Source organism: Janthinobacterium sp. GW460-12-1-14-LB5, from assembly GCF_059423585.1.
In genome coordinates this window covers 1-21,614 of sequence record NZ_JBWKYD010000032.1, presented here as the reverse complement: position 1 = coordinate 21,614, position 21,614 = coordinate 1, and the positions used below count along the sequence as shown (strand labels likewise).

The window sequence follows — 21,614 nt, the reverse complement described above, 5'->3', positions numbered from 1 at the left end:
ACCTACGGCGCCGCCTCGAGCAGCGCCACGCCGTCGCGGCCCTGCCCCTTGGCCGCATACAGGGCCTGGTCGGCCAGGTCCAGCAGCTGCGCCGGCGTCAGCGCGCCTTCGCGGAAGATGGCGATGCCGATGCTGGTCGTCACCAGCAGCGGGCCGCCGGCCAGCGCAAACGGCTGGCGGATGGCGTCGATGATCTTCGCGCCGATCTGGCGCACTTCGGCCGCGCCGTTCACGCCTTCGAAAACGATCACGAATTCGTCGCCGGCCAGGCGCGCCACCAGGTCGCTGGCGCGCACGCTGCGCACCAGGCGCGCGGCGAATTCCTTCAGCACCTCGTCGCCCGCCTTGTGTCCCAGGCTGTCGTTGATGGCCTTGAAACGGTCGATATCGAGATAGGCCAGCGCCATCGGCGCGCGTGCCGCGCGCGTGCGCTGCATGCTTTGCGCCAGCTGTTCGTCGAAGCGGCGCCGGTTGGCGATGCCCGTCAGGGTGTCGGTGGCGGCGGCGAACTGCAGCGCCGTGTGCACGGCCTTGGTCTTGGTGATTTCGTGGATCAGGCCATACACGCCTTCCACCGCGCCGCTCTCGCCCACGTCGGGCACGTAACTGGTCTGGAAGGTCCGCTGGCCAGCCTCTCCCACGCCATCGACGGTAAACTCATATTCAACTTCTTCGCCCGCAAAGGCGCGCCGCAGGTAGGCTTCGCGCAATTGATACGCTTCCTCCCCCAGCACCTCGCGGATCGACTGCATCAGGCTTTCCCGCTGCGACCTGCCGAACCATTTTTCAAACGTCGCGTTGATGAACTGGTAACGGTGCTCGCGGTCGATGTAGACGATCACCACGGGCACGTGGTCCGTCAGCAGCTTCAGGCGCCGCTCGCTGTCGCGCGTCTGCGCCACGGCGATTTCGCGCTCGGCCACCAGCGAATAGAAATCGCGGCTCAAGTCGCCGATCTCGTCGCGCCGCTCGATCTGCAGCGCCTCGATGCCCAGGCGCTGACGGCGGATTTCATGCACATGGTGGCGCAGGCGCGCCAAAGGCTGCAGCAGGCGCAGCACCACGCGCCAGCCGGCCAGTCCTGCCAGCGCCGCCAGCAGCACGGCGGCCAGCAATATCTTGCTGCGGATGGCGTGCAGCGGCGCGAACGCGTCGCGCATGGGATACACGGACGCCAGGATCCAGCCGGTGGCGGCGATGCGGTGGTAGGCGAACAGCGCATCGACGCCTTGCGTGGTGGTGCCCGTCATCCAGCCCTCGAAACCCTGCATGGCGCGCCGCGTCGGTTCGCTGATGGGGCCATGCGCTTCGATATGCTGCATGATGCGCGACTTGTCGGGATGCTCGACGATGACGCCTTCATTCGTCATGATGTACAGGTAGCCGCCCGGACCCGGCTTGAGCGCGCCCAGGCGCCCCAGGAAATCGGGCTGGCGCAGGTTGACGCTGGCCGCCAGCACATAACGCACGGCGCCCTGCGCGTCGAACACGGGCTGCGTCACCACCACGATGGGCATGCCGGAAATGCTGCCGTTGAGCGGCGCGGAAATCACCGAGCGCCGGGCCGCCAGCGTCTGGTCGAAGTACGGGCGGCCTGTCACGTTCATCCCCGCCTGCGGCTTGAAGGGGCCCACGCTGGCCAGCAGGGAGCCATCGCTGTCCACCACGCCGGCCGTATAGAACTCCTTGCCCAGCACCGTTTGCGCGGCCAGGAAGCGCTGCAGGCTGGCGCCGTCGTGCGCGCCGCTGGCTGCCAGGCTGTCGGCGATGGCGCGCAGCACGTTGCGCTTCGCGTCGAGCTCCTCGTCGATGAAGACGGCGGCGCTGGCCAGCGATACGTACTGCTGCCGGCCCGTGACGTCGCGCATGCCGCGCTCGGCCACGGCCAGGGTGGCCAGCGCCAGCGAAGCCACGGCAGCCAGCACGAGCAGGAAGACGACCACGCTCATGCGCGCCTTCAGGCTGGCCGGCAGGCGCCGGCGCAATCGTTTGCGCCAGGTCGTCACGGCCGCTGCCGCAGGTACCGGCAGATGCGCTCGACCGACTCGTCCAGCGCCAGCGCCTGGGTATCGAGCGTCAGGGCGGCGGCCAGCGGCGCTTCATAGGGCGCGGAAATGCCCGTGAATTGCGCCAGCTGGCCCGCGCGCGCCTTTTCGTACAGCCCCTTGGGATCGCGCGCCTCGCACACGGCCAGCGGCGTGCTGACGTGGACTTCGATGAAATGCGCGGCGCCGATGATGGCGGCGGCCATGGCCCGGTCGGCGCGGTAGGGAGAAATGAAGGCGGCGATGACGGTCAGGCCCGCCCCGTTCATCAGGCGTGCCACTTCGGCCGTGCGGCGGATGTTTTCATGCCGGTCTTCGGGCGTAAAACCGAGGTCGCGGTTCAAGCCGTGGCGCAGCTGGTCGCCGTCCAGCACCGCCACGGCGCGGCCCTGCGCCTTCAGCGCTTGCGCCAGCGCCAGCGCGACGGTGGTCTTGCCGGCGCCGCTCAAGCCCGTCAGCCAGACCGTGGGGTGTTGTGCTGCTGTCATCGCACTGCCTCTCTGTTATAGAGCTGGCAATATAACAAAGCCGTGCCGGAAAGGACAGATTTTCAGGCCGCGCTGCGCGCCTCAAGCAGCAACTGTCGTATCTCGGGCACGCAGGAGCCGCAATTGCCGCCCGCCTTGACGCAAGCCGTCACCTGCGCCGTCGTCGTCAGCTTCTGCTCCACGATGGCGGCGCAGATGGTGTTGCGTCCCACGCCAAAGCACGAACACACGGTGGGGCCGGCGTCAGCGCCCTTGCCGATGGGCTGGCCCAGCAGCACGCCGGCGCGATCAAGCGCATCCATTTGCGCGTGCGCAAACAGGCTGGCCAGCCAGCTGCGCGACGGCAGGTCGGGCCGGGGCGAAACATACACGCATTGCGCGATGCGCCCCTCGTCCAGGTGCACGGCGCGGTACACGCCGGCGCTGGCGTCCGCGTAATCGAGCCAGTCGGCATCCGGGTCGGTGACGCCCAGCAGCGTGCGCGCCCAGGCGCCCAGATCCTCGATGCGCTGGCGGCCCGCCAGCTCGTAGCGCATGAACTGCTCGCCCTGCACGCGCGTCCAGTGCGCCACGCCGTCCAGGTTCAAGGGCGTGCGGCTCAGCACAAACGCATGCCAGTGCACGCGGAATTGCTCGATGCGCACGGGCGTGTGCTTGAATTCCGGCTCGCCAGAGACGGGATCGACGGCCGGATTGACGACGGCGCCCACGCGCGCGTCGGAGGCATTCGCGTCGCTCCAGTGGATCGGCACGAAGACCTGGCCGCGCGCGATGCCGCCGCCATGCACGACGCGCGCCACCATCGCGCCCCAGGCGCTGGAAATGCGCGCCAGCTCGCCTTCGCGCACGCTGTACAGCAGCGCATCCTGCGGGTGGATATCGATGAACGCTTCGGCGACGTGGCCGGACAATTTCGCTGCCTTGCCCGTGCGCGTCATCGTATGCCACTGGTCGCGCACCCGGCCCGTGTTCAGGATCAGCGGATAGTCTTCATCGGGCGCGTTGCGCGGCGCGCGCGGCGCCGTCGGCACGAAACGCGCGCGCCCGTCCGCATGCGCGAAGCGGCCGTCGCCGAACAGGCGCGCCCGGCCCTGCGGCCACTGCTGCGGCGCCAGGGCGTCGTATTGCGCTGCATCAAGGTTCTCCAGGCCCGCCAGATTGAACAGGCGCGCCGTTTCCGCCCCGTTGCGGAAGGTGGACAGGCGCGCGTGCTCATCGAAGATGGCCTGCGGCGAAGTGAAATCGAAGCCCGCATAGCCCATGCGCCGCGCCACGTCGCACAGCACGTCCCAGTCGGCGCGCGCCTCGCCCGGCGCCGGCAAGAACGCGCGCTGGCGCGAGATGCGGCGCTCGGAATTGGTCACCGTGCCATCCTTTTCGCCCCAGCCCAGCGCGGGCAGCAGCACGTCGGCATGCGCGTTCGTATCCGACCCGGCGCTGATGTCCGACACCACCACCAGCTCGCATTTGGCCAGCGCGCGGCGCACCTGGTCGGCGTCCGGCATGCTGACCAGGGGATTGGTGGCGATGATCCACACGGCCTTGACCTTGCCCGCTTCGATCGCGTGGAACAGTTCCACGGCCTTCAGGCCAGGCTTGTGCGCGATGCGCGGCGAGTCCCAGAACGTTTGCACGGTATCGCGGTGCAGCGGATTGTCCAGTTCCAGGTGCGCCGCCAGCATGTTGGCCAGGCCGCCCACTTCGCGCCCGCCCATGGCATTCGGCTGGCCCGTCAGCGAAAACGGCCCCATGCCGGGCTGGCCGATGCGGCCTGTCGCCAGGTGGCAGTTGATGATGCTGTTAACCTTGTCCGTGCCGCTGGACGACTGGTTCACGCCCTGCGAAAAGGCCGTGACCACCTTGCGCGTGGCGGCAAACGCCTGGTAAAACGCCAGCAGGGCTTGCGGGTCGACCTTGCAGATGCGCGCCACCTGCAGCGGGTCGCCGCAGTCCGCGTGCGCGGCTGCCAGCGCCTCATCGAGGCCGCGGCTGTGCCGCGTGACGAAAGCGTCGGCGATCACGCCCTCCTTCGCCAGATAGCACAGCAAGCCGTTGAACAGCCACACGTCGGTGCCCGGTTTCACGGGCAGGTGCAGGTCGGCCAGCTCGCAGGTGGCCGTGCGGCGCGGGTCGATCACCACCAGTTTCATCTCCGGCCGGGTTTCCTTGATGCGGGCGATGCGCTGGAACAGGATCGGGTGGCACCAGGCCGTGTTCGAGCCCACCAGCACGATCATATCGGCCAGCTCCAGGTCTTCATAGCAGCCGGGCACGATATCCTCGCCGAACGCGCGCTTGTGGCCCGCCACGGCCGACGACATGCACAGGCGCGAATTGGTATCGATGTTCGCACTGCCCACGTAGCCCTTCATGAACTTGTTGGCCACGTAATAATCTTCCGTCAGCAGCTGGCCCGAGACGTACAGGGCGACGGCGTCGGGGCCGTGCTCGTCGATGATGGCGCGCAGGCCGCCGGCGACTTGATCCAGCGCAAAGTCCCAGGAAGTGCGCTGCAGCACGCCGTCGACGCGCACCTGCGGCTGCAGCAGACGGTTTTCCAGGTCCAGGGTATCGCCCAGCACCGAGCCTTTCACGCACAGGCGGCCCAGGTTGGCCGGGTGGCTGGCGTCGCCGGCGATGCGGATGGCGCCGTCGGGCAGGCGTGTCGCTTCCACGCCGCAGCCGACGCCGCAGTATGGGCAAGTGGTTTTTACGGGCGTGCAGCTTGTCATGGAATGTCCTGTCAGGCGGCCTGGGCGCACAGCGCCTGGCCAAACAATAAATGGGCACGCAGCTTGCTGATGTCGCGGCGCTGCTGGATCAGGTCGAAATACCAGGGACCGTCCTGCACGTCGCCATACAGCACGGCGCCGGCCAGGCGGCTGCCCTGCACCACGAGGCGCTTGTAGATGCCGCGGCGCGGGTCGCGCAGCACGAGGTCTTCGCTGCCCTCGCCGCCGAGAATGTCGCCGGCCGAATACAGGTCGATGCCCGTCACTTTCAGTTTGGTGGCGCTGGCCTGCTGCACGTAGCGGCGGTGTCCGGCGCCGGCCAGGTGCGCGCCGCACACGCGCGCCTGTTCCCAGATGGGCGCCACCAGGCCGAAGGTGGCGCGCCGGTGCTGCACGCATTCGCCCACGGCATACACGCGCGGGTCGTAGCTTTGCAGGCAGTCGTCGACGACGATGGCCCGCTCGCAATGCAGGCCGGCCGCTTGCGCCAGCGCAATGTTCGGGCGCACGCCGGCCGTCATCACCACCAGGTCGGCGGGAATGCTGCTGCCGTCCGCAAACTGCACGCCTTCCACGCGGACGCTGCCCATGATGGCGGACGTTTGCGCATGCATTAAAAACCGCAGGCCGCGCGCTTCCAGCGCCGTTTTCAGCAGCAGCGACGCGGGCGCGTCGAGTTGCTGGTTCATCAGCGCGCCGCTCATGTGCACCACCGTCACATCCATGCCCTGGCGCTGCAGGCCGTTGGCCGCTTCCAGTCCCAGCAAGCCGCCGCCGATGACGACCGCGTGACGGTGCTTGCGCGCCGCCCGCAGCATGGTGTCGACGTCGTCGATGTCGCGGAAACCGATCACGCCGGGCAGTTCGTGGCCCGGCACGGGCACGATGAAGGGCGTGGAACCGGTCGCCAGCAGCAGGCGGTCATAGCGCACCTCGATGCCAGACAGCGCCTGCACCGTGCGCGCCTGCCGGTCGATGTGCACCACGGGGTCGCCCGCGTGCAGGGTGATGCCGTTGTGCGCATACCAGTCGCGCGTGTGCAGCATGATGTCGTCCACCGTCTTTTCGCCGGCCAGCACCGGGGACAGCAGGATGCGGTTGTAATTGCCGTGCGGTTCGGCGCCGAACACGGTGATGTCGTACAGGTCCGGCGCGAGTTTCAGCAATTCCTCGACCGTGCGCATGCCGGCCATGCCGTTGCCGACCACGACTAAAGACGGCCGTGCGGCGGTGTTCATATGGCCACCCACACCATGCCGCCGAACACGCGCGCCGGCCAGGCGGCCACCGAGTGTTCAGGCGCTTCGATGCACTCGCCGCTGGCCAGGTCGAAATGCTGCTTGTAGATGGGCGACGCCACCACGACGCGCTCGCCGATGCTGCCCACCAGGCCGCGCGACAGCACGGAAGCGCCCGCGTTCGGGTCGACGTTGTCGATGGCGTACACGCGCGGCGCGGCATCGCCGACGCGGAACACGGCCACGTGGCGGCCACCCAGCAGCGCGCACACGCCCGTGTCGGGCACGATGTCGGTCAGGGGACAGATGGCCGTCCAGTTGTCGGCGCTGGCGCTGTTCAATTCATTCATCGCATTCATGGCTCACGCCTCCACGGCAAGGATGGGGATCACGGTACTGCGGCGTTCAAGGGGTGTAGCGGGCCGGACCTGGCCCCGCTCTTCGACGAACACCACGTTTTCATCGTTCTTCCCGCTGTTGACGAAGTGGCGGAAACGCTGGCGCACGGCGGGGTCGGTGACGGCCGCCTTCCACTCGCAGGCATAGGTGTCGACCACGCGCTGCATGTCCGCTTCCAGTTCGGCGCCCAGGCCCAGGCTGTCGTCGATGATGACGCGCTTGAGGTAATCGAGGCCCCCTTCGAGGTTGTCGCGCCACACGCTGGTGCGCTGCAGGCGGTCGGCCGTGCGCACGTAGAACATCAAAAAGCGGTCGACATAGCGCACCAGGGTGGCTTCATCGAGGTCCGATGCGATCAGTTCCGCGTGGCGCGGCTTCATGCCGCCGTTGCCGCACACGTACAGGTTCCAGCCCTTTTCCGTGGCGATCAGGCCGATGTCCTTGCCCTGCGCCTCGGCACATTCGCGCGTGCAGCCGGAGACGCCGAACTTGATCTTGTGCGGCGTGCGCAAGCCCTTGTAGCGGTTTTCCAGTTGAATGGCGAAGCCCACGCTGTCGGCCACGCCGTAGCGGCACCAGGTGGAACCGACGCAGGATTTGACCGTGCGCAAGGATTTGCCGTAGGCGTGGCCCGACTCGAAGCCGGCCGCGATCAGCTCTTCCCAGATGGCCGGCAACTGGTCCACGCGGGCGCCGAACAGGTCGACCCGTTGGCCGCCCGTGATCTTCGTATAGAGGCCGTATTTTTTCGCCACCGTGCCGACGGCGATCAAGCCGTCGGCCGTCACTTCGCCGCCCGGCATGCGCGGCACGACGGAATACGTGCCATCCTTCTGGATGTTGCCAAGAAAATAATCATTGCTGTCCTGCAGGCTGGCGTGGACAGGCGTCAGCACGAAATCGTTCCAGCAAGACGCGAGGATATTTGCCGCCACGGGCTTGCACACGTCGCAGCCCAGGCCTTGGCCATGCGCGGCCAGCAGTTCGCCGAAGCTGCGGATCTTGCCCACGCGGACCATGTGATGCAATTCCTGGCGCGAGTACGCAAAGTGCTCGCACACGTGATTATTGACGGCCAGACCCTGCTTCTGCATTTCCGCCTTCATGATCTGCGTCACCAGCGGTACGCAGCCGCCGCAGGCGGTGCCGGCCTTTGTGCAGCTTTTGAGGGCAGCGATGGTGGTCGCGCCATCGGCGACGGCCGCACACAGCGCGCCTTTCGACACGTCGTTGCACGAGCAGATTTGCGCAGCATCGGGCAAGGCGTCCACACCCAGTCCCGCCTTTTGCTGGCCGTCCGCCTGCGGCAGGATCAGGAACTCGGGGAACTCGGGCAGCTCAATCTTGTTGAGCATCATCTGCAGCAAGGTGCCGTACTCGCTGGCGTCGCCCACCATCACGCCGCCCAGCAAATACTTGCCGCAGTCGGAAACGACGATCTTCTTGTAGATCTGCTTGCGCTCGTCCATGAACTGGTAGGAGCGGCTGCCCGGCGCATTGCCGTGCGGGTCGCCCAGGCTGGCCACGTCCACGCCCATCAGTTTGAGCTTGGTGCTCATGTCGGCGCCCTTGAACGACGCTTCGCCCTCCTCCTGCAACAGGTGGCGGGCAGCGATGCGCGCCATTTCGTAGCCGGGCGCCACCAGGCCGAACACCAGGCCGCCCCACAGCGCGCATTCGCCGATGGCGTAGATGTCCGGGTCGGACGTGACGCAGCTGTCGTCGATGGCGATGCCGCCGCGCGGCCCCACCTCCAGGCCGCAGGCGCGCGCCAGCTCGTCGCGCGGGCGGATGCCGGCCGAGAAGACGATCATGTCCGCTTCCAGGTGGCTGCCGTCGGCGAACTGCATGCGGTGCGTGGCAGATTCGCCATCAAGGATGGCCAAGGTATTCTTTTGCGTGTGCACGGTCACGCCCAGTTCCTCGATCTTGCGGCGCAGGACGCGCGCGCCGCCCTCGTCGACCTGCACGGCCATCAGGCGCGGCGCGAATTCCACCACGTGGGTGTCGAGTTTCAGGTCGCGCAAGGCCTTCGCGCATTCGAGGCCCAGCAGCCCGCCGCCGATGACCACGCCAGTGGTGGACTTGGCGCCCCAGGCCAGCATGGCTTCCAGGTCTTCGATGGTGCGGTAGACGAAGCAGCCATCCCTCTCCTTGCCCGGCAGCGGCGGCACGAACGGCGTGGAACCGGTGGCGAACACGAGTTTGTCGTAGATCAAGACTTCGCCCGTGCTGGCTGTGACGGTTTTCGCCGCGCGGTCGATGGACACGGCGCGCGCATTGAGCTTCAACACGACATTGCCCTTGTCGAAGAAGCCGGGCGCCACCAGCGACAGATCCTCGGCCGACTTGCCGCTGAAAAATTCGGACAGGTGTACGCGGTCGTAGGCGGGACGCGGCTCTTCGCACAAGACGGTGACGGACAGGTGCGGCGCGTTTTCCAGCGCCAGGCGTTCGAGGAATTTATGTCCGACCATGCCATGGCCAAGGACGACGATCTTCAGGGGGTGGTTCATTGCGCTCTCCTCAGGCCGCGGCCATGTTCGGTTCGGCCGCTTCGCGGGTAAAGCGCACGGCGATGGCGCACAGGGCCGAGACCACCACCAGCGCGCTCAGGATGATCAGGGTCTGGCGGATGTCGCCCGTGCCCTTCATCAGGAAGCCGGCCGCCACGGCGCCCACGTTGCCGCCGGCGCCGATGATGCCGGCCACGCCGCCCAGCGCGCGGCTGTCGATGAAGGGCACCAGCGCATAGGTCGCGCCGCAGGCCATGTGGGTGAACAGGCCGAAGACCAGCATGGCGATGACGGCATACGTGACGCTGTCGACCTTGGCAAACCACAGCAAGCCCACGCCTTCGCCGATCATCAGCATGAACAGCAAGGTGACGCGGCTGTTCAGGTTGCCGCGCAGGGCCAGTTTGTCGGACAGCCAGCCGCCCAAAGCGCGGGCAAACAGGGCCAGCAAGCCGAAGCTGCCGGCGGCCAGGCCCGCCGATTTCAACGACAGGCCGAAATGGTCGACGTAGTAAACGGCGGCGATGTTGTGGATGAAGATCTCGATGCCGAAGCAGGCGCCGTAGGTAACGAACAGCAGCCACACGCGATAATTGCTGCTGGCGGCCTTGAAGCTGTCCCAGCCACCTTTCTTTCCCCCCTCAATAGCCACGCCGGCGGCGCGCAAGTCCGCGTAATTGCCTTCAGGGCAATCCTGCGTATAGCGCCAGTAGAGGGCCGCCATCACCAGCATCAGCACGCCAGGCACCAGCAGCGCCACGCGCCAGCCCAGCGACTCGGACACGCCCAGCATCACTACGGCACCGAGCAGCAAGGGCATCAAGGCCTGTGCCGCGCCGCCGCCCGCATTGCCCCAGCCGGCGGCCGCCGCATTCGCCGTGCCGACGACGCGGGGGGCGAACATCACGGAGGTGTGATATTGCGTAATGACAAAGCTGGCACCGACGGCGCCGATGCCCAGGCGGAAGAACAGGAAACTTTCATAGCTTTGCGACGCGGCCACGCCCAGCACGGGAATGGCGCCCAGCAGCAGCAAGCCCGTGTAGGTCTTGCGTGGGCCGTAGCGGTCGCACAAGGGTCCGACGATCAGGCGCACGAGGATGGTGATGGCGACGGCGGCGATATTGATGTTCGCCACTTGCGCCAGGGAAAGGCCGAACTCGCCCTTGATGACAGGCATCAGCGGCGCGCAGGCGAACCAGGCGAAGAAGCACACGAAAAATGCCATCCACGTCAGGTGGAATGCCCGCATGGGCGGCGTGGCGAGGGAGAAGAGCGCGATGCTTGTTGCTTTTTGGCTGGCCATGATGGTTTCCCGAAGTATCCCGAAAATAACAAAAATGCAAACAAAAACGGCGCCCGCCCCCGCCGATGGAAAAAATCAGCCAGAGCGGACGCCGTTGTCCAGGTGGTCCGTCGTTGGACCGTTGTGCGTTTATTCAGGGGATCGCCGTTGATCCGTATCTTCTGTCTAGCAAGCGCCGTGCCAGGCCCGTCCCAAGGGGGACGCCCCCTATCCGCACGGTCTTTGCGCCAGATCATGGCATCTGGCGGTGCAGGCGCGCCTCTTCTTGGTGCGTCGCGGAACTCGAAAGTGGCAATGATTGTCTAATTATTATTGAGTTCATGTAGCGGAGGCCGGCATGGTCGGGCAACTGCGGCAAGTGCTGCCACGGCGCGGCGTGGGGCGTGCACTGGCGTGCGCCTGCGTGGGGGCGCTGTTGATCGCCTGGAGCAAGTGTGCTGCGTCGCAAGATGGCTCCCCCGAACCCCGCGAACACAGCGAGCTGGACGCGACCGTGTTCGCGCCGTTCCATGCCGCGCGCGGCGCGCGGGGCACGCAGGCGCGCAGCGCGCAGTCACGTACATTTATTGTGCGCCTCACTTATCCGGACGAGGGCCGCCCCCATGCGGTGCGCTGGACCTTGACCCTGTCCGGCCCCGGCCCGCAAGGGGCCGTGCTGCGGCGCTGGTCGGGCACGGAACAGGTGGGCGCCGGCGGCAAGAGCGTGAACTTGCCCTGGGATGGCCGCGCCGATGCCGATGCGCGCGAACGGCGCATGCTGGCGCCGGACGGCTTGTACGCGCTGCGCCTGCTGGCCGTGGCCGATGCCGGCACCCCACGCGAGGCGCAGGTGGAACAGCAGTGGCAAATCCAGGTGCAGCGGGGCGCCAGCACGGCGCCCAGGGTGCCCGCCTTCCGGGCCGGACTGCTGCAGCTGCCCAGCCTGGACGGCCAGCCTGGCTACCGCATCGTCTACGCCAACCTGCACAGCCAGACGCGCCACAGCGACGGCGGCGCGGCGCTGAACGACTGCCATGGCGCGCAGGAACCGCAAACGGCGCCCTTCGGCCCCATCGATGCATACAAGTATGCGCAAGATCACGGCCTCGACGCGCTGCTGACATCCGAGCACAACCATATGTATGACGGTTCCGACGGCACCAACAGCACGGCCGAGCCAGCCGAAGCAAAAACCCTGTACCAGACGGGGCTGGCCGAAGCGGCCGCGTACACGGCCGCGCATCCCGGCTTCCTGGCCCTGTACGGCATGGAATGGGGCGTCATCAACAAGGGCGGCCACCTGAACATCTTCAACAGCGACCAATTGCTGGGCTGGGAAAGGAATGCCCGGGGCGAACTGCTGGCCGACGTGGCAACGCCGAAAAGCGACTACGCCGCCCTGTATGCGCTGATGCGCGAACGGGGCTGGATCGGCCAGTTCAACCACCCGGCGCAAACGGGCCAGTTTCTCGTCAACGGCCAGCCGCTCGGCTACACGCCGGACGGCGACGCGGCCATGGTGCTGTGCGAAGTCATGAACACGTCCGCTTTTTCCACCAACGACGGGGAAACGGAAACGCGGCGCAGCAACTACGAGGCGGCCTGCAACCGGGCCCTGGCGGCCGGCTACCACGTGGCCTTCAGCAGCAACCAGGACAACCACTGCGCCAACTGGGGGGCGTCGTACGGCAACCGCACAGCCGTGCTGGTGGCCAGCCCGGCCGCCGGCATGCCCGTGTCGCGCGACAGCTTCCTCGACGCGCTGCGCGCGCGCCGCGTGTTTGCCACCATGGACAAGCACGCGCAACTGCTGTTCACGGCAAATGGCAAGCTGATGGGCGAGCGATTCGACAACCACGGGCCTTTGCAGCTATCCACCCATTTCAGCAACGACACGGGACGGCAAGCGGCCGCCGTCGCCATCTTCCACGGCGTGCCGGGCGGCAACGGTTCCGTCACGCAAGTATCGGATCAGGCCGAGCTCACCCTCACGCCCGCGCCCGGCCCCCATTTCTATTACGCGCGCCTGACGCAGGATGACGGCAACATCGTCTGGTCGGCGCCCGTGTGGGTGATGCAGCTGCAATGAATTTGTCTGTATCGATGCCTGGCATGGCAGGTCACCGCAGATGCTCTGGCTCTGCCTTGATCACAATCGTACCAGCGAGGATGTCGCCCAGGCGCATTTTATGGGACGACAAGATAAGCAAGGCATCCACCCAGAAAAACAGATGCATGACGTTGCGCCATATTGAACGCAGCCAGGTACAGGAACGCGATGAACGCGCGTGCACCGTACGAATCGAAAACAAGCGCTTGCCTAGGTACAATTCCGGTATGCCATCCCTCAATAAAAAGTAGACCAACCATACGGAGAGCACGACATTGACATGTATTTCCTCAGATATCCACCGCAGTGGCGACAACAAGATGGTGAGCATGATTATCGCCCCCCATACATCCACGAGAAATGCCAGGAAACGGGTCCATCGTGATGCCAGTCGGCCGGCTTCCTTTGCGTGCCGTGCTTGTTGATCCAGCGCATCCGAGCGGGCCGCAATCGTCGCCTCGGGCGCCACGTTGCGGCCAGCGAGCACCTCCTGCAGAACGAGGCGCGCCTCCTCCGTCAGATCTTTGCGCGCAATCGCGAGCAATTCTTCAGTATCTTGTCGTTCATAATACTCTTTGAGTTGTTGCATGTTTTATGTTCTGTCCAGACCGTTATGCGCATCGCGTACGCGAAAAGAATCAATAGCAAGGCGCCCATTGCGGCACGGTGCGAGTGTCCCGAACAGCAGGCAACACCACAGGACACAGCTTATTGACATTAGAATAAATCGAGAGCCGAACAGGTCTTGAACACCGCCCTGCCGTAGAGGTGGCGAGCCCATGGCGGCGCCAGACTCCAGCCCATTACCGGGCCGCAGAATATACGGCCTGGCGATCCAGCAGCGAATATTATAGGAAATACATGCCGAAGCTGCACTAATATCTCCATCACACTGGTTCCGTACAGCAATTCATGGCACCATGGCTGCGCCGTTTTGCCTGCAAAGCGGCCTCCATCGGACCAACCAGGAAACCCACCATGTCGTCATATCGCACCTTCGCCAGCAGCATGCTGCTCGGCCTGGCCGCAGCGGGCATTGCCCATGCGCAAGCCCCCTCCCCTGCCGCCGCCAACACCGATCCCCATTTGTGGCTGGAAGAAGTCCTCGGCGACAAGCCGCTGGCCTGGGTCAAACAGCATAATGCCGTCACCACGCAGGAACTGGAAAGCCAGCCCGGCTTCCCGGCCCTGCAGGCGCGCCTGAAAACCATCCTCAACTCGAAGGAACGCATTCCCTACGTCAGCAAGGAAGGCGAGTATTACTACAATTTCTGGCGCGACGCCCAGCACGTGCGCGGCATCTGGCGCCGCACCACCCTGGCGCAGTACCAGCAGGCCGAACCCGCGTGGGAAACCGTGATCGACCTCGACCAGCTGGCCGCCGGCGAGAGTGAAAACTGGGTCTGGGGCGGCGCCTCGTGCCTGTATCCGAAGGGCGAACGCTGCCTCATTTCCCTGTCGCGCGGCGGCGGCGACGCCAAGGTGGTGCGCGAATACGACGTGGCGAAACGCGCGTTTGTCGACGGCGGCTTTACCCTGCCCGAAGCGAAGGGCAGCGCCAGCTGGATCGACGCCGATACCCTGTTCGTCTCCACCGATTTCGGCCCCGGCTCGATGACCAGCTCCGGCTACCCGCGCATCATCAAGGAGTGGCAGCGCGGCACGCCGCTGGCGCAGGCGAAAACCTTGTATGAAGCGAAACCCGACGACCTGAGCGCGGGCGCCTACAAGGATTTCACGCCCGGCCACGAACACCAGTTCATCGAGCGGCAGATCGATTTCTACAGCGGCGAAATGTTCCTGCGCGACGGCGCCGGCTTGAAGAAAGTGCCGAAACCGGACGACGCCACGGCCTTCACCGTGCGCGATCAATTGATCATCACCCTGCGTTCGGACTGGAAGGTCAACGGCAAGACCTATGCGCAAGGCTCGCTGCTGGCCACGGATTTCAAGGCCTTCATGCAGGGCGGGCAGGCGCTGGAAGTGCTGTACGCGCCCACGGCCACGTCGTCGCTGGACAATGTCACGGCGACGAAGTCGGCCATCCTCGTGACCACCCTGGACAAAGTGAAAAACCGCCTGACGGAACTGCGCCACGTGAACGGCAAGTGGCAGCGCCGCGCCGTCGATGCGCCGAAACTGGGCACCCTGGCCGTCAGCGCGCTCGATCCCGTCGACTCGGATCAGTATTTCCTGACGGTAACCGACTTCCTCAATCCGACCACCCTGTACCTGGGCACGGCGCAGAGCGACAAGCGCACGAAAATCAAGTCGCTGCCCGCCTTCTTCGATGCCGCGCCGTACAAGGTGGAACAGTTCGAATCGACGTCGAAGGATGGCACCAAGGTGCCGTATTTCGCCATCATGGGCAAGAAGACGAAGTTCGACGGCCGCAATCCCACCGTGCTGTATGGCTATGGCGGCTTCGAAGTGTCGCTGAAACCGAGCTACAGCGGCATCATCGGCGAAGCGTGGCTGAACAAGGGCGGCGTGTACGTGCTGGCCAATATCCGCGGCGGCGGCGAATTCGGTCCCCGCTGGCACCAGGCGGCGCTGAAGGAAAACCGCCAGCGCGCGTATGACGATTTCATCTCGGTGGCGCAGGACTTGATCAAGCGCAAAGTCACCAGTCCGCGCCACCTGGGCATCATGGGCGGCAGCAATGGCGGCCTGCTGACGGGCGCCGTGCTGGTGCAGCGTCCCGACCTGTTCAACGCCGTCGTCAGCCAGGTGCCGCTGCTCGACATGCGCCGCTATAACAAGATGCTGGCGGGCGCCTCGTGGATGGGAGAATACGGCGACCCGGACGTGGCGGAACAATGGGCTTACATCAGCAAGTACTCGCCGTACCAGAACGTCTTCAAGGACAAGAAATATCCGCGCGTGCTGTTTACCACCTCGACGCGCGACGACCGGGTCCACCCTGGCCATGCGCGCAAGATGGTGGCAAAGATGGAAGAGCAAGGCCACGACGTGCTGTACTGGGAAAACACGGAAGGCGGCCATGCGGGCGCCGCCAACAACGACCAGCAGGCGCTGATGTGGGCGCTGACCTACACCTTCCTGCACGAGCAGCTGAAGTAAAGAAGTTGAAGTAAACGGGGCCCGACGGGCCTTGCGCAAACAAAAACGCCTGCACCGGAGACTCCGGCGCAGGCGTTCTGCATTTGGCCTTTACTTCGCCTGCGCGCTGGGCCGCTCGGCGATGCGGTCGCGGTAAGCTTGCAGGTTGGATAAACCTTCCGCGCCGGGACGGTACTTCATCAGCCCGCGCGCGAATTCCAGCGCGCAGAAGGCCGTGATGTCGGCAATCGTAAACCGCTCGCCGGCGATGTAGGGCTGGCTGGCCAGCACCTGGTCCAGCCATTGCGCCGTTTCGCGCAGCTTGCCCGCCTGCGCCGTGGCGAAATCGGGAAACTGCGGGTTTTCCAGCGCCACCAGGGCCGGATGGCCGTGGCGCACCCAGTTGGCGGCGGCGCTGAACAGGTGCAGTTCCACGCGGCGGTCGGCCATTTCAATGAAGGCGCGCTCCTCGAAGCCTTCGCCCATCAGGTTCGGCTGCGGCTGCAAGCCTTCCAGATACGTGCAGATGGCGCGCGTCTCGGTCAGCACGCGCCCGTCGTCCAGCTCCAGCACGGGCACGCGGCCCAGCGGATTTTTCGCCAGGAAGGCGGGATCGCGGTGCTGGCCCGCCATCAGGTCGAGCGCCACTTCCTCGATGCCGGTAATGCCCTTCTCGGCGATGAACATGGTGACGCGGCGCGGATTGGGCGTGCGGGGGCTGATAGTCAGTTTCATGTGCAGGTCTCGTCTCGTTGTAGTGGTGGATGGTGTTGACAATCATCTGAAGGACTGGCCGGTGGCAGTACGGTCAGTCGCCCATCATACCAGCGCACCGCCATGGTGCGGCGCCCCTGGCGCGTTGACTTTGCCCCCGTTTCGCCTTAGATTGCTGTACGGGAACGCTGGCCTTCAGTTCCAGCGATGTCCCCCAACCGCCATCAACGCCCACGGCCTATCCGGCCGGCGGGCGTTTTACTCATGAACGAAGGGCATACCATGCATCGCACACCGACTCCGCGTTTCCGCCGCAGCCAACTGGCCGCCGCCATCCTGGCACTGACCGCCGCCACCGCCTTCCCCCCGGGCCACGCCGCCCCGGCCGCCAGGCACGCCTCGGCCAGCCACGCCATCGGCACCACCACGCAGCTGCCGCGCGGCGTCACGCCCTTGCACTATGCGCTGTCGATCACGCCGGACGCCGCCGCCGCCACCTTCAAGGGCGCAGCGGCCATCAAGGTGGCCGTCGACACGCCGACGGCCAGCATCACCTTCAATGCCTTGAACCTGGCGTTTGCCGCCGCCGCCATCGAGGGCGCGGGCGGCAGCAAGCAGGTGACGCGCAAGATCGAGTTCGATGCGGACAAGCAGACGGCCACCGTGCATTTTGCCGAGCCGCTGGCCAAGGGCGAATACCTGTTGCGCATCGACTACAGCGGCAAGATCGGCACGCAGGCGACGGGCCTGTTCTCGCTCGACTACGACACGCCGCAAGGGCGCCAGCGCGCGCTGTACACGCAATTCGAAAATTCCGACGCGCGCAGCATGCTGCCGTCGTGGGATGAACCGGACTACAAGGCCACCTTCGCGCTGGACGTGGTCGTGCCGAGCAGCCAGATGGCCGTCGGCAACATGCCCATCGCCAGCAGCGAAGAGCTAGGCAATGGCATGAAGCACGTGCGCTTCGCCACCACGCCGCGCATGTCGACGTATCTGCTGTTCTTCGGCCTGGGCGACTTCGAACGGGCGACAAAGATGGCCGACGGCACGGAAGTGGGCGTCATCACGAAAAAGGGCGCGCTGGCGCAAAGCCGCTTCGCGCTCGACGAGTCGGCCGCCCTGCTGCGCGAGTACAACGATTATTTCGGCGTGCGCTACCCGCTGCCCAAGCTCGACAACATCGCCGCGCCGGGCCGCAGCCAGTTCTTCGGCGCCATGGAAAACTGGGGCGCCGTCTTCACCTTCGAATACGGCCTGCTGCTCGACCCGGCCATCTCGACCCAGTCGGACAAGGAAAACATCTACACCACCCTGTCGCATGAAATGGCGCACCAGTGGTTTGGCGACCTGGTCACCATGCGCTGGTGGGACGACCTGTGGCTCAACGAAGGCTTTGCGTCGTGGATGGAAAGCCGCACCACGGAGCGTTTGCACCCCGAGTGGAACACGGCCCTGTCCAACGTGGGCGGGCGCGAATCGGCCATGAGCCAGGACGCGCTGCGCACCACGCACCCGGTGGTCCAGCGCATCGCCACCGTGGAACAGGCCAGCCAGGCCTTCGACGGCATCACGTATCAAAAGGGCGAGGCGGTGATCCGCATGCTCGAAGCGTACGTGGGCGCCGACACGTGGCGCACGGCCGTGCGCAGCTACATGCGCAAGCATGCGTATGGCAATACGGTGTCGGACGACCTGTGGCGCGAAGTCGATGCGGCCGCGGGCAAGCCCGTCAGCGCCATCGCCCATGATTTCACCCTGCAGCCGGGCGTGCCGATGATCACCGTGGGCGACGCCGTGTGCAGGAAGGGCAGCACGCGCGTGACCCTGACGCAGACGGAATTTTCCAAGGACCAGCCGGACAAGAAGCCGCTGTCGTGGAAAGTGCCGGTGATCGCGTCGACCGTCGGCAACGGCAAGCTGGCCAAGGTGGTGCTCAAGAACGGCAAGGCCACCCTGAACGTGCCCGGCTGCGGCGCCCTGCTGGTGAATGCGGGCCAGAGCGGCTACTACCGCACCCTGTACGCGCCCGCCGGCACGCACGCGCTGGCGGGCAGCTTCGCGCGCCTGGCGCCGATCGATCAACTGGGCTTGCTGGCGGACAGCCAGTCGCTGGGCATGGCGGGCTTGCAAGACCCGGCCGGTTTCCTGGAACTGGTGAAAGCCACGCCCCTGTCGGCCGATCCGCAAGTGCTGGGCCGGGTGGCCGCATCGCTGAACGGCCTGTATGAGCAGTATGCGGGAGATGCCGCGCGCCAGCAGGCTTTCGGCCGCTTCGCCATGGCGCGCCTGGCGCCGATGATGGCGCAGACGGGCTGGGAAGCGCGCGCTGGCGAAGCGTCGAGCGTGGCGACCCTGCGCGGACGCCTGATTGCCATCCTCGGCGACATTGGCGAGCCCGGCGTGATCGCCGAGGCGCGCCGCCGCTACGCGGCCAGCGAGCAAGACCCGTCCGCCATGCCCGCGCCGCTGCGCCGCACCATCCTGGGCGTGGTGGCGCAGCATGCGGACGCCGCCACCTGGGAACAGCTGCACGCCAGGGCGCAGCAGGAAAAGACGCCGCTGGTGAAGAACCAGCTGTACGACCTGCTGGCATCGAGCGATGATCCCGCCCTGGCGCAACGCGCGCTGGCGCTGGCGCTGACGGATGAACCGGGCGTGACCAACAGCCCGGCCATGATCTCGCGCGTGTCGCGCACGCATCCGGAACTGGCCTTCGACTTTGCGCTGGCGCACCTGGAGCAAGTCAATGCGCGCATCGACGCCAGTTCGCGCAGCCGCTACTTCCCGCGCCTGGCAGCCGGCTCGGCGCAGCCGGAGATGATCGCCAAGCTGGAAGCGTACGCGCAGGCCAACCTGCCGGCCAGCGCGCGCGGCGATGCCGACAGTTCCGTGGCCGGCATCAAATATCGCATCAAGGTACGCGCCGAGCGCCTGCCGGCCGTCGATGCGTGGCTGGCAAAACAGGCCGGCTAAGTGGTTTCCCGGCGCCGCGGCGCCGGGAAGTGATGAAAACGCAGGCAAAAAAAAACCGGCTTCGCAAGGTGCGGTAGCCGGTTGAAACGCTGTTTCAGAGCGCAGGGATAAAACGGGAAAAACACATGAAAAAGTGGGAATCGTGCCGGTCATTGAGGTGTCCGGCAACCTTGCGCCCGGGGTTTCCGTGCGCCATGTGTCCACTATGCCAGTCCTTCATTGAGTCAGGCTTAGGACTTCATTAAATCCCCGCCCAATTCCTGCATTTCCCTTGCCCCGCCCTGCGGATCTTGCCATAAAACAATTTTTACATATCTGGTGCCGATGGTTGAGCTCACCGGCTAAGCTGTTGAGTCATGCCTGCATCCTATCGCTCCCGGAACGTAGTGATTTGCGCACCGCATGCTGTGTGCCAACAAAAGCATCATAGCAGCGCCATATGACCGCCTTATGACGTAGCTCTAACATTGCGCGCGCGCCGCCGCGCGGATCGCGTACCATTCCCCCATCGCCCTTGTCCCTTCTGCCCTCATGTTCAGCCAGAACCGCCGCCCGCCCTCAGCCATCCGCACCGCCTTCCTGCTCGCCTGCGCCGTGCTGGCGTCCTGCACGCCCCTGCCGCCGGCGCCGGCTCCCGCGCTGGCCGTTCCTGCCGCCCCTGCCGCCATGCCCGCGCCCGCGTGGCAGCAGCCGGGCATGCAGCTGCTGCACATCGTGCCAGCAGAATCCCTGCTGACCATCACCGTGCGCCGCGGCGGCGCGCTGGCGCGGCTCGGGCATGACCACGTGGTGGCCAGCCGCACCCTGCAAGGCGTGGTGGCGCCCGCGCCGGGGCGCGCGCAGTTCCGCTTCCGCCTGGACGAGATGAGCGTGGACGAGGAAGGCTTGCGCCAGGCGGCCGGTCTGTCGACGACGCCGTCGGCCGACGCCATCGCTGGCACGCGCCACAACATGCTGGTGCGCGTGCTCGAGGCCGAGCGCTATCCGTGGGTCAGCATCGCGGCGCGCCGCACGGGCGACAAGCAGGAGTTCGATGCGGACATCACCCTGCATGGCGTGACGCGCGCGGTGCGCTTGCCCGTGCGGATCGAGCAAGCGGCCGATGGGCGCAGCCTGCAGGCGAGCGGCAGCCTGCTGCTGAAACAGAGCGACTTCGGCATCGTGCCGTTTGCCGTCCTGGGCGGTGCCATGGCCGTGCAGGACCAGATGGAACTGGCGTTCCGCATTACCGCCCGGCAAGACCTCAGCGCGCCAGGATCAGGCGCAAGCCCAGGCCGATGAAAATGGTGCCGGCCACGCGGTCCAGCCACAGGCCGGCGCGCGGGCGGCGGTTCAGCCACAGGCCGACGGCGCCGGAAAAATAGCCGAGCAGGCCAAACAGCACGCACGCCTGCGCCGTGAAGACGAGGCCCAGCTGCGCCGTCTGCCAGCTGGCATTGCCCTGGCCCGCGACGATGAACTGCGGCAAGAACGAGAGGAAAAACAGCACGACTTTCGGATTGATACTGTTGGCAAACAGCCCTTTGCCGAACAAACGCAGCAAGGACTCGTCGGGCAAGGCGGCCGCGCCATCGACTTTGGCGCCGCCACGGCTGCGCAAGGCGCCGATGCCCAGCCACACCAGGTACAGCCCGCCGGCCACTTTCAGCGCCGTAAAGGCCGTGGGCGAGGCGGCCAGCAGGGCCGATACGCCGATGGTCGCCAGCACGGTATGCGTGAGGCAGCCAAGGGCGCAGCCCAGGCCGAAGGCCATGCCCTGGCGGCGTCCGCGCGACATGCCCACGCCCAGCACCATCAGGTTGTCGGGGCCGGGACTGGCGGTGATCAAAACGGCGGCGGCCAGGAAGGCCAGGAACTGGTCGGGACTGAGCATGAAGATCTCGCAGGCAAAAGCCGACATGATACCGGAGCGGCCGCCATGCCGGCAGGGCAGGAAATTGCCCGTGTGTCACCGAGAGTCGATTAAAATGAGCACTCCACAGCAAACGGCGTTGCCGCCATTTCCCGCGCGACCACCACCCAATCCATCGATGCCAGCCCACCCGCCC

Annotated in this window: 14 protein-coding genes; 4 read left to right on the top strand and 10 right to left on the bottom strand. The window is 66.0% G+C overall.

Features of this window, described 5'->3' with window-relative positions:
- Window positions 1-2 precede the first annotated feature (2 nt).
- The 7 genes from AC07X6_RS25385 to AC07X6_RS25355 form a co-directional block, all read right to left on the bottom strand.
- Complete coding sequence (locus AC07X6_RS25385) at window positions 3-2,006, bottom strand: diguanylate cyclase domain-containing protein (protein ID WP_494792786.1); 2,004 nt, start codon at window positions 2,004-2,006, stop codon at window positions 3-5.
- The gene (gene cysC, locus AC07X6_RS25380) at window positions 2,003-2,533 is read right to left on the bottom strand and encodes an adenylyl-sulfate kinase (protein ID WP_494792785.1); all 531 of its coding nucleotides are present in this window, start codon (window positions 2,531-2,533) and stop codon (window positions 2,003-2,005) included. The genes AC07X6_RS25385 and cysC overlap by 4 nt, the downstream gene beginning before the upstream one ends.
- 62 nt (window positions 2,534-2,595) lie before the next feature.
- Window positions 2,596-5,265 (bottom strand): molybdopterin-dependent oxidoreductase, encoded by a 2,670-nt coding sequence (locus AC07X6_RS25375; protein WP_494792784.1) that lies wholly within the window; start codon window positions 5,263-5,265, stop codon window positions 2,596-2,598.
- An 11-nt stretch (window positions 5,266-5,276) separates the two neighbouring features.
- On the bottom strand, window positions 5,277-6,503 hold the full coding sequence (locus AC07X6_RS25370) for an NAD(P)/FAD-dependent oxidoreductase (protein ID WP_230540695.1): 1,227 nt from the start codon (window positions 6,501-6,503) through the stop codon (window positions 5,277-5,279).
- A complete protein-coding gene (nirD, locus tag AC07X6_RS25365; protein WP_494792783.1) occupies window positions 6,500-6,862 on the bottom strand; it encodes a nitrite reductase small subunit NirD in 363 nt (120 codons plus the stop codon). Before nirD ends, AC07X6_RS25370 begins: the two co-directional genes overlap by 4 nt.
- 3 nt (window positions 6,863-6,865) lie before the next feature.
- The gene (gene nirB, locus AC07X6_RS25360; RefSeq protein ID WP_494792782.1) at window positions 6,866-9,418 is read right to left on the bottom strand and encodes a nitrite reductase large subunit NirB; all 2,553 of its coding nucleotides are present in this window, start codon (window positions 9,416-9,418) and stop codon (window positions 6,866-6,868) included.
- A gap of 10 nt (window positions 9,419-9,428) precedes the next feature.
- Window positions 9,429-10,724 (bottom strand): MFS transporter, encoded by a 1,296-nt coding sequence (locus AC07X6_RS25355; protein ID WP_494792781.1) that lies wholly within the window; start codon window positions 10,722-10,724, stop codon window positions 9,429-9,431.
- A gap of 337 nt (window positions 10,725-11,061) precedes the next feature.
- Between AC07X6_RS25355 and AC07X6_RS25350 the strand changes: the two genes are divergently transcribed.
- Entirely contained in the window at window positions 11,062-12,792 is a 1,731-nt protein-coding gene (locus tag AC07X6_RS25350) for a CehA/McbA family metallohydrolase (RefSeq protein WP_494792780.1), read from the top strand.
- 31 nt (window positions 12,793-12,823) lie between these two features.
- Here the strand turns inward: AC07X6_RS25350 and AC07X6_RS25345 are convergent, their stop codons facing one another.
- Window positions 12,824-13,402 carry an RDD family protein gene (locus AC07X6_RS25345; RefSeq protein WP_494792779.1) on the bottom strand — a complete coding sequence of 193 codons (579 nt, stop codon included), beginning with the start codon at window positions 13,400-13,402 and terminating at the stop codon, window positions 12,824-12,826.
- Between the two features lie 389 nt (window positions 13,403-13,791).
- Between AC07X6_RS25345 and AC07X6_RS25340 the strand changes: the two genes are divergently transcribed.
- Window positions 13,792-15,897, top strand: a complete 2,106-nt coding sequence (locus tag AC07X6_RS25340; protein WP_494792778.1) for a prolyl oligopeptidase family serine peptidase — start codon at window positions 13,792-13,794, stop codon at window positions 15,895-15,897.
- A gap of 90 nt (window positions 15,898-15,987) precedes the next feature.
- Here the strand turns inward: AC07X6_RS25340 and AC07X6_RS25335 are convergent, their stop codons facing one another.
- The gene (locus AC07X6_RS25335; protein WP_076566717.1) at window positions 15,988-16,611 is read right to left on the bottom strand and encodes a glutathione S-transferase family protein; all 624 of its coding nucleotides are present in this window, start codon (window positions 16,609-16,611) and stop codon (window positions 15,988-15,990) included.
- 261 nt (window positions 16,612-16,872) lie between these two features.
- On the opposite strand from AC07X6_RS25335, the gene AC07X6_RS25330 reads away from it, so the two are divergent.
- Both AC07X6_RS25330 and AC07X6_RS25325 read left to right on the top strand, forming a co-directional pair.
- Entirely contained in the window at window positions 16,873-19,566 is a 2,694-nt protein-coding gene (locus tag AC07X6_RS25330) for a M1 family metallopeptidase (protein WP_494792777.1), read from the top strand.
- A gap of 531 nt (window positions 19,567-20,097) precedes the next feature.
- Entirely contained in the window at window positions 20,098-20,847 is a 750-nt protein-coding gene (locus AC07X6_RS25325; RefSeq protein ID WP_494792776.1) for a YceI family protein, read from the top strand.
- Here AC07X6_RS25325 and AC07X6_RS25320 read toward each other — a convergent pair.
- Window positions 20,810-21,439 carry a LysE family translocator gene (locus AC07X6_RS25320; protein WP_494792775.1) on the bottom strand — a complete coding sequence of 210 codons (630 nt, stop codon included), beginning with the start codon at window positions 21,437-21,439 and terminating at the stop codon, window positions 20,810-20,812. The two genes, AC07X6_RS25325 and AC07X6_RS25320, sit on opposite strands and share 38 nt — an antisense overlap.
- Window positions 21,440-21,614 lie beyond the last annotated feature (175 nt).

Excerpts from the sequence above, each read along its gene's own strand:
- cysC (WP_494792785.1), bottom strand. The coding sequence starts at position 2,533 with ATGACAGCAGCACAACACCCCACGGTCTGGCTGACGGGCTTGAGCGGC.
- AC07X6_RS25345 (WP_494792779.1), bottom strand. The coding sequence starts at position 13,402 with ATGCAACAACTCAAAGAGTATTATGAACGACAAGATACTGAAGAATTG.
- AC07X6_RS25335 (WP_076566717.1), bottom strand. The coding sequence starts at position 16,611 with ATGAAACTGACTATCAGCCCCCGCACGCCCAATCCGCGCCGCGTCACC.
- nirB (WP_494792782.1), bottom strand. The coding sequence starts at position 9,418 with ATGAACCACCCCCTGAAGATCGTCGTCCTTGGCCATGGCATGGTCGGA.
- AC07X6_RS25330 (WP_494792777.1), top strand. The coding sequence starts at position 16,873 with ATGCATCGCACACCGACTCCGCGTTTCCGCCGCAGCCAACTGGCCGCC.
- AC07X6_RS25355 (WP_494792781.1), bottom strand. The coding sequence starts at position 10,724 with ATGGCCAGCCAAAAAGCAACAAGCATCGCGCTCTTCTCCCTCGCCACG.
- AC07X6_RS25320 (WP_494792775.1), bottom strand. The coding sequence starts at position 21,439 with ATGCTCAGTCCCGACCAGTTCCTGGCCTTCCTGGCCGCCGCCGTTTTG.
- AC07X6_RS25325 (WP_494792776.1), top strand. The coding sequence starts at position 20,098 with ATGTTCAGCCAGAACCGCCGCCCGCCCTCAGCCATCCGCACCGCCTTC.
- AC07X6_RS25375 (WP_494792784.1), bottom strand. The coding sequence starts at position 5,265 with ATGACAAGCTGCACGCCCGTAAAAACCACTTGCCCATACTGCGGCGTC.
- AC07X6_RS25350 (WP_494792780.1), top strand. The coding sequence starts at position 11,062 with ATGGTCGGGCAACTGCGGCAAGTGCTGCCACGGCGCGGCGTGGGGCGT.
- AC07X6_RS25370 (WP_230540695.1), bottom strand. The coding sequence starts at position 6,503 with ATGAACACCGCCGCACGGCCGTCTTTAGTCGTGGTCGGCAACGGCATG.
- nirD (WP_494792783.1), bottom strand. The coding sequence starts at position 6,862 with ATGAATGCGATGAATGAATTGAACAGCGCCAGCGCCGACAACTGGACG.
- AC07X6_RS25340 (WP_494792778.1), top strand. The coding sequence starts at position 13,792 with ATGTCGTCATATCGCACCTTCGCCAGCAGCATGCTGCTCGGCCTGGCC.